Source organism: Pelagibacterium lentulum, from assembly GCF_003992625.1.
Lineage (GTDB): Bacteria > Pseudomonadota > Alphaproteobacteria > Rhizobiales > Devosiaceae > Pelagibacterium > Pelagibacterium lentulum.
On the sequence record NZ_RZMW01000039.1, the window covers coordinates 24283 to 30672 of the forward strand.

The following is a 6390-nucleotide window of genomic DNA, read 5'->3' on the forward strand; positions in this document are numbered from 1 at the left end:
GCTACGACCTCATCTTGGCCCGGAGATGGGCAATCAGCCCCCGATTGGCAGTCTCCAGCATATCCAGAACCGCTTCAAACCCATCCGTCCCGCCAAAATAGGGGTCCGGCACATCGCCTTGGTGATGGGATGAGAAGTCCAGCATCATGGACAATTGCGCGCTTGCATCGGGTGGGGCCAGAGCCTCAAGCGCACGATAATTTGACCGGTCCATGGCTATGATGAAATCGAAGCGATAAAAATCGTCGCGCTCAACCTGCCGCGCACGAAGATGTGAAATCTCCGTGCCGCGCCGCTTCGCCGCAGCAATGGCCCGGCGATCGGGCGGGTGTCCGACATGCCAGTCCCCGGTTCCCGCGCTATCGATGACAATACCGGCCAGACCGGCGTCTGCCGCTTGTTTGCGCAACAGCCCCTCCGCGGTCGGCGACCGGCATATATTGCCCAAACAGACAAAGAGAATCGACGCCATTTGCTCTCCCTTCCCTTTGAACGTTCAGTCCCGGTTAATCTGGTCTAAAGCATAGAGACAAAAGGTTGCAATCATGACCTTGGGCAGACCAAATTCCGGCCAAATTCGTGCCTAAGGGTAAAATTGCAATCGAATTTTGCGCAAGTTTGCTCCTTGGTAACCATAAAGGGTCATATTGCGCGGTTGGAACCATATTTTGAGTCAGGAAAGTGAGGTTTGGCGATGAGGTCAGGTATTCGCAGCCATGTTGGCCGTGTTCTGGCGCTTGCCGCGGTCAGCGCGAGCGCAGCGATTTACGCATCTGGCGCATATGCTGCAACAAATCTTGGTACATTTGATTACTGGACTGCTTGGTCAGACACGGGTCAGAGTGGCAAGATTTGTTACATTTCGTCGACGCCACAAACGATGGAGCCATCAAATGTCAATCGCGGCGCCATCCATTTCATGGTGACGTTCCGCCCAGACAAGCGCAATGAGGTTGCAACGATTGTGGGTTACCCCATTCACGAGAGCAATCCCAACGCTTCAGCCAGTGTTGATGGGCGATCCTACCCAATGGTGACATCAGACAATGCCGCCTGGCTTGCCAGCGTTGAGGATGAGCCGGGATTTGTTCAGGCGATGCGCGCGGGTTCTTCGATGGTCGTTCGCGCAACGTCGCAAAGGGGCACAAATACGGTGGACACCTATTCCCTGCGGGGCGTCACCGCGGCGCTCAACAAGGTCATTGAGGAGTGCCCAGGCTAGGCCGTGGGCGCTTGCACTGCCGCCAAGTTTTTGCCAAAGGTCGGACGCATTAGCCGTCCGGCCTTTTTCATTCATCGGAGCGTTCCCCTCATGTGCCATTCTATGATCCGAGCCCTTCTGATACCCGGCCTTGTGCTAAGCGCTGCGCTGACCCCCCTTTCGGCGTATGGTCAATCTGTCCGGGTTCTCGGTGATCACAACGCGTGGTCGTCCTATACGACGACCGAGAGCGCAGGCAAGATCTGCTTTGCCATGTCCCAACCAACCACAACCGATCCCGAACCGGACGGATATGGTGACGCGCATTTTTACATCACCCATCGCGTAAATGATGGAACACGCTCGGAATTGAACCTTGTTGCCGGCTATGAATTTGCCCCTGAAAGCACCGCCAACATGTCGATCGGTGGTCAGAGTTTTGCGCTCTATACCCAAGGGGATTCGGCCTGGCTGGCCGATACCAGTCAGACCGCTGCAGCCAATCAGGCCATCCGGGCGGGTTCGACCATGGTGATCGAGGGCACCACGACCCGCGGCATCAAGGTGCGCCAGACCTTTTCACTTATGGGAGCCACCGCCGCGTCGCGCGCAATCGATGCGGAGTGTTAGGCGAATCCCAGAATTGCCACGCGTACAAGCACAGCAGTGATGCCTAGCGAGACCGCCAGGATAGCCCACCCGACCGGCGAGCCAAAGCCGTGCCATTGCATTGCAAGCAGGCTGTGGGGATCCGCATCCTGATCATGGCGATTATGGTCTTGATTGTCGATCGTCATCGGTTCTCCCTTCAAGATCGGATTTCATACTGACAAAGCTGCGTTCGATTTCCGCGCCAATTCGCTCAATGGCAACGGGGTCGGATGCAAAAAGGGTGGACGCACCCAAGATTGCACTGACCAGCAATCGCGCGGCGGAATCAGGATCGAGATCGGAACGGAAGGTTCCCGCGCCTATACCTTCGGCGATGAACTCTCTTGTTCCGCCTTGCCACGCGGCCAGAAGCGGGGCCAGTACCTCCGCAACATCCCCATCGCGTCGCGCCAAAAGCATCAACTCGCTCAAAACGACCACCAGTTCAGGTCGGTTTTCGAGAATCGCGGACGCATCTCTGAACTCCTGGCGCAAGCGTTCAAGGCTCGAAGATGGTTGCCCGACCAGATCTTCGGGCCAGTCGGCATGCTGGCTATAAAAGCATTCGGCAACAAAACCGGCCACCGCTTCAATCAGATCTTGCTTGGCCGGAAAATGATAATGCAGCGTAGCGATGTTGATATTGACCCGCGCGGCGACATCACGGGTTCGCAACCCTTCGATTCCCACCTCTGCAATGAGGTCGAAGGCGGCGCGGATGATCTCATCCCTACGGGACATGGACTTGGTGCTCGGTATATTCATGGATCAATCACTTGATTGATTTTCACCAGATTGTCAAGCAAGTGATTGATTGAGGATGCAGGTGCCTACCTTTTTGTCGCTCTCAGGCCCTGGCCCGATCCGTCCAGCTTTGCCGCTGTTTCATGCACTTTGCCAAGCTCCGCCCGCTGTGATAGACAGCAGTCCATCGCGTTGCACGGGGTCCGGATTGGACGATAACAGCGCGCGCGGTAAACTTATTCCATACTTAAGGTTGGATTACGCGCCATGAGCGTCGCTCTGAATATTGATCATGCCAATGCGCCGCGGCCAGATACCAGCGGTCCGGTTTCGCTTGTTGGACTGTCGAAATCCGAGATCGCCGCGCGTCTTGGTGCCATGGGGCTTTCCGAGCGTGATAGCCGCATGCGCGCCAGCCAGTTGTGGAACTGGATCTATGTCAATGGCGTCACCGAATTCGATGCCATGAACAATATTGCCAAGCGATTGCGGGCCGATCTGGCGCAGGCTTTCGTCATAGATCGTCCAGAGATCGTCTCCGAGCAGATTTCTATCGATGGCACGCGCAAATGGCTGTTCCGGTTCCGTGATCCCTCGCAGCCCAATATGCCCCCCGTCGAGGTCGAAACCGTCTATATTCCCGAAAGCGACAGGGGAACGCTCTGCGTCTCCTCGCAGGTTGGGTGTACGCTAACCTGTTCGTTTTGCCACACGGGCACACAAAAACTGGTGCGCAATCTGACGGCGGGAGAAATTCTTGCCCAGGTCATGATGGCGCGGGCGCGACTCGGCGATTTTCCGGGCGGAACCCGGCCCACCGATGGGCTGGTGCCGTCCGGGGACACCCGCGCGATTACCAACATTGTAATGATGGGGATGGGCGAGCCGCTCTATAACTACGAGAATGTCAAGAAGGCGCTGCTGATCGCATCTGACGGGGCAGGCCTGAGCCTGTCGAAACGCCGCATCACGCTTTCAACTTCGGGGGTTGTGCCCCAGATTGAGCCGACCGGTCGGGAGATCGGCGTTATGCTGGCAATTTCGCTCCATGCGGTGCGCAACGATCTGCGCGATGTGCTGGTGCCGATCAACAAGAAATGGCCGCTCGAGCAATTGCTCGAAGCCTGCCGCACCTATCCCGGCGTGTCCAATGCCAAGCGTATCACCTTTGAATATGTGATGCTCAAGGACATCAACGATTCCGACGCCGACGCGCGTGAACTCGTGCGCTTGCTCGCAAAAATCCCTGCCAAGATCAACCTGATCCCGTTCAACCCCTGGCCGGGATCGAACTATGTCTGTTCCGATTGGGACCGGATCGAGGCCTTTGCCGATATCGTCAACCGGGCCGGTTATGCCTCCCCCGTACGTACCCCGCGCGGGCGCGATATCTTTGCAGCCTGTGGGCAGCTCAAGTCGGAAACCGAGCGGCTCAAGAAAAAAGACCGTGACGCCTTCCTGCTCTAGAGCCGTTCAGGTTTTGATGGAATCAAAACTCAGCTCTAAGTCTTTGTTTTGTCGCGTGTCCGAACCGCAAAACCGTATCCACTTTTGCTGGACACGCTCTAGAGTTTCGCCAGATCGATCCCAGCACAGAGCGCGCCCAGTGGAATCAGACTGCGCGGCTCGGCAACCGTTATCGCGATCTGACGCTGTATCACATTGGTCAGCGTATTATGTTCCTCGGCGCCAATATGAAAACCGCTCAACCCTTGCGGATATGTTTCAAGCCATCTTGGTTTGTCGCCATGCCAATAGGCTGCGGTTATGTCTGACAATGCAACATTGAGCCCGCGCGCATCCATAAGTACAAACTCTGTGTAAAGCCCGTCGGAAAGTTCCGCCACACGCTTGAGATAAAGCGATGCCGGGGTCTCCATGACCGCTGGGATGAGATTGCGTGTTTCCATGGCATAGACTTCGCGACGCCAGTCACCATCGATACGGGCAATATTGGCAGAACTATATCCCGAAGTGATTCTATTCTGGCTCTGCACAGCCCGAAGCAGAATGGGCTCACGCGCAATCAATCGCAATTGCCCTTCGGCCAATGCCTGCAATCTTGACGCAAGAGCGGCCTCGCTCATGCCGTGTCCCGCTCCGGCCGCCAGCACAGGCGCGGTTGCAATGGAGCCAAGCAACCCTGTACCGAGCGCCAACAGTTTGCGGCGGTTCATGTATCTGTTCCTGATCGTGCGAGCGGTCTGCATGGTGCGACTATGCATGGAACCGGTTAAACTTTTCCAAGCCCGGCGGAGCAATTTCGTACCATTCCAAAAAAGGGCGCTGCCCCCAAGCGCAACGCCCTTTATTTTGGTTTTGTTGGCTTTGTCAGAATTCGGACCAGTCGGTATCGAGAGCTGCATTGCCCTGGCTGAGATAGGCCTGCTTGGCCTTTTGCTGTGTCTTTTGCACTGCCTTGGCACCAGCAGCGGGAGCGGCGGGCTTGGCTTCAGGCTTTTTGGACACCAGCCCATTGGCTGCCGTCTTTGCCTTGGCCTGCAGCGCGTGGATATCGTGCTTGCCGGCAAGCTTGAAGATATCGACAATGCCATCGAGCGTGGACGCCTGCTCTTCGGTCTGGGCAATCGCAGCATTGGTTTGTTCAACCAGCGCCGCATTGTGCTGGGTCATTTCGTCCATCTGCTGGACCGCAACATTGACCTCTTCGATTGCCGATGCCTGAGCCTGGCTCTGCTTGGCGATCTCTTCCATCAGCAGGGTATTGGCACGGGCGGTTTCAACCATGACGCCAAGTTTATCGGCAACCTGGGCCACCAGTTTGGAGCCCCCATCCACTTCATTGGCGCTCTGCTCGATCAGCGCCTTGACCTCCGAGGAGGCTTCCGCTGCCGATTGGGCAAGACGGCGCACTTCAACCGCGACAACCGCAAACCCCTTGCCAGCTTCCCCGGCCCGCGCCGCTTCAACCGAAGCGTTCAGCGCCAAAAGATTGGTCTGGAACGCGATGTCATCGATCATCTTGATGATGTCGGAGACCTTGGCCGAAGACGTTGTGATCCGCTCCATGGCCAGCGTGGCTTCGCCCATCACCTGCCCGCCCTCTTCGGCGGCATTGGTAACGGTCAATGCTGTCGCGCTGGCTTCCTGGGCCCGCTTGGCATTTTCCAGAACCGTTGTGGCAAGCTGTTCCATGGCGCCAGAGGTTTCCTCAATCGTTGCCGCCTGACGGGTCGTGCGTTCGGACAGATCGTTGGCGCCCGAAAGGATTTCCTCGGTTGCGATCTTGAGCGCCCGCGAGGTCGTGCGCAACTGACCCACAATATCGGACAATTTGTCGGCCACCGCATTGGTATCGTCCCGAAGCTGGGCAAAGGCGCCCTCATATTCGCCTTCGACACGGCGCGTCAGATCGGTCTGGGCCAGCGCCCCAAGCACCGAAACGGTTTCGCCAAGGCCCCGGTCGACAGTCTCGACAAGCGTATTGACCCCTTGCGCCAACCCGTTGAGTTCGGCATCGGCAAATTGTGCATCCACCCGATGGCTGAAATCGCCCTTGGCCGCCGCATCGACAACCGCGCCAAAGGCCGACTGCAACTCGCCCATCATCTTGCGCCGCGCTTGTTCGTCCGCAATGATCCGGGCCGCTTCCGCCTCGGTCATCTCGGCAACCTTGAGCCCGTTCTGGCGGAAAACTTCCACCGCCCGCGCCATATCCCCAACCTCGTTGGAATTGGCGGTATAGGGAACCTCAACGTCGAACCTGTTCTGCGCAATGTCATCCATCACACGAGAAAGCTTCGGGATCGGACGCGAAACCAAACGCGCGGCAA

At 57.2% G+C, this 6390-nt stretch carries 8 protein-coding genes; 3 read left to right on the forward strand and 5 right to left on the reverse strand.

Features of this window, described 5'->3' with window-relative positions; genetic code table 11:
• Window position 1: 1 nt before the first annotated feature.
• Entirely contained in the window at window positions 2–472 is a 471-nt protein-coding gene (locus EO133_RS12710; protein WP_127073032.1) for a low molecular weight protein-tyrosine-phosphatase, read from the reverse strand.
• Window positions 473–694: 222 nt separating this feature from the next.
• On the opposite strand from EO133_RS12710, the gene EO133_RS12715 reads away from it, so the two are divergent.
• Window positions 695–1222, forward strand: a complete 528-nt coding sequence (locus EO133_RS12715) for an invasion associated locus B family protein (protein ID WP_127073033.1) — start codon at window positions 695–697, stop codon at window positions 1220–1222.
• A gap of 90 nt (window positions 1223–1312) precedes the next feature.
• The gene (locus EO133_RS12720; RefSeq protein WP_127073034.1) at window positions 1313–1831 is read left to right on the forward strand and encodes an invasion associated locus B family protein; all 519 of its coding nucleotides are present in this window, start codon (window positions 1313–1315) and stop codon (window positions 1829–1831) included.
• Here the strand turns inward: EO133_RS12720 and EO133_RS20270 are convergent.
• Together EO133_RS20270 and EO133_RS12725 are read right to left on the reverse strand one after the other, a co-directional pair.
• Complete coding sequence (locus tag EO133_RS20270) at window positions 1828–1998, reverse strand: hypothetical protein (RefSeq protein ID WP_164735002.1); 171 nt, start codon at window positions 1996–1998, stop codon at window positions 1828–1830. The genes EO133_RS12720 and EO133_RS20270 overlap by 4 nt on opposite strands.
• On the reverse strand, window positions 1973–2617 hold the full coding sequence (locus tag EO133_RS12725; RefSeq protein ID WP_127073035.1) for a TetR/AcrR family transcriptional regulator: 645 nt from the start codon (window positions 2615–2617) through the stop codon (window positions 1973–1975). Before EO133_RS12725 ends, EO133_RS20270 begins: the two co-directional genes overlap by 26 nt.
• 246 nt (window positions 2618–2863) lie before the next feature.
• On the opposite strand from EO133_RS12725, the gene rlmN reads away from it, so the two are divergent.
• Window positions 2864–4063, forward strand: coding sequence for a dual-specificity RNA methyltransferase RlmN (gene rlmN / locus EO133_RS12730; RefSeq protein WP_127073036.1), 1200 nt, complete (start codon window positions 2864–2866; stop codon window positions 4061–4063).
• Window positions 4064–4161: 98 nt separating this feature from the next.
• Here rlmN and EO133_RS20275 read toward each other — a convergent pair whose 3' ends face one another.
• Together EO133_RS20275 and EO133_RS12740 are read right to left on the reverse strand one after the other, a co-directional pair.
• Window positions 4162–4773 carry a hypothetical protein gene (locus EO133_RS20275; protein ID WP_164735003.1) on the reverse strand — a complete coding sequence of 204 codons (612 nt, stop codon included), beginning with the start codon at window positions 4771–4773 and terminating at the stop codon, window positions 4162–4164.
• 154 nt (window positions 4774–4927) lie between these two features.
• Window positions 4928–6390, reverse strand: a 1463-nt coding sequence (locus EO133_RS12740) for a methyl-accepting chemotaxis protein (protein ID WP_164734960.1), incomplete at its 5' end; no start/stop codon positions are given.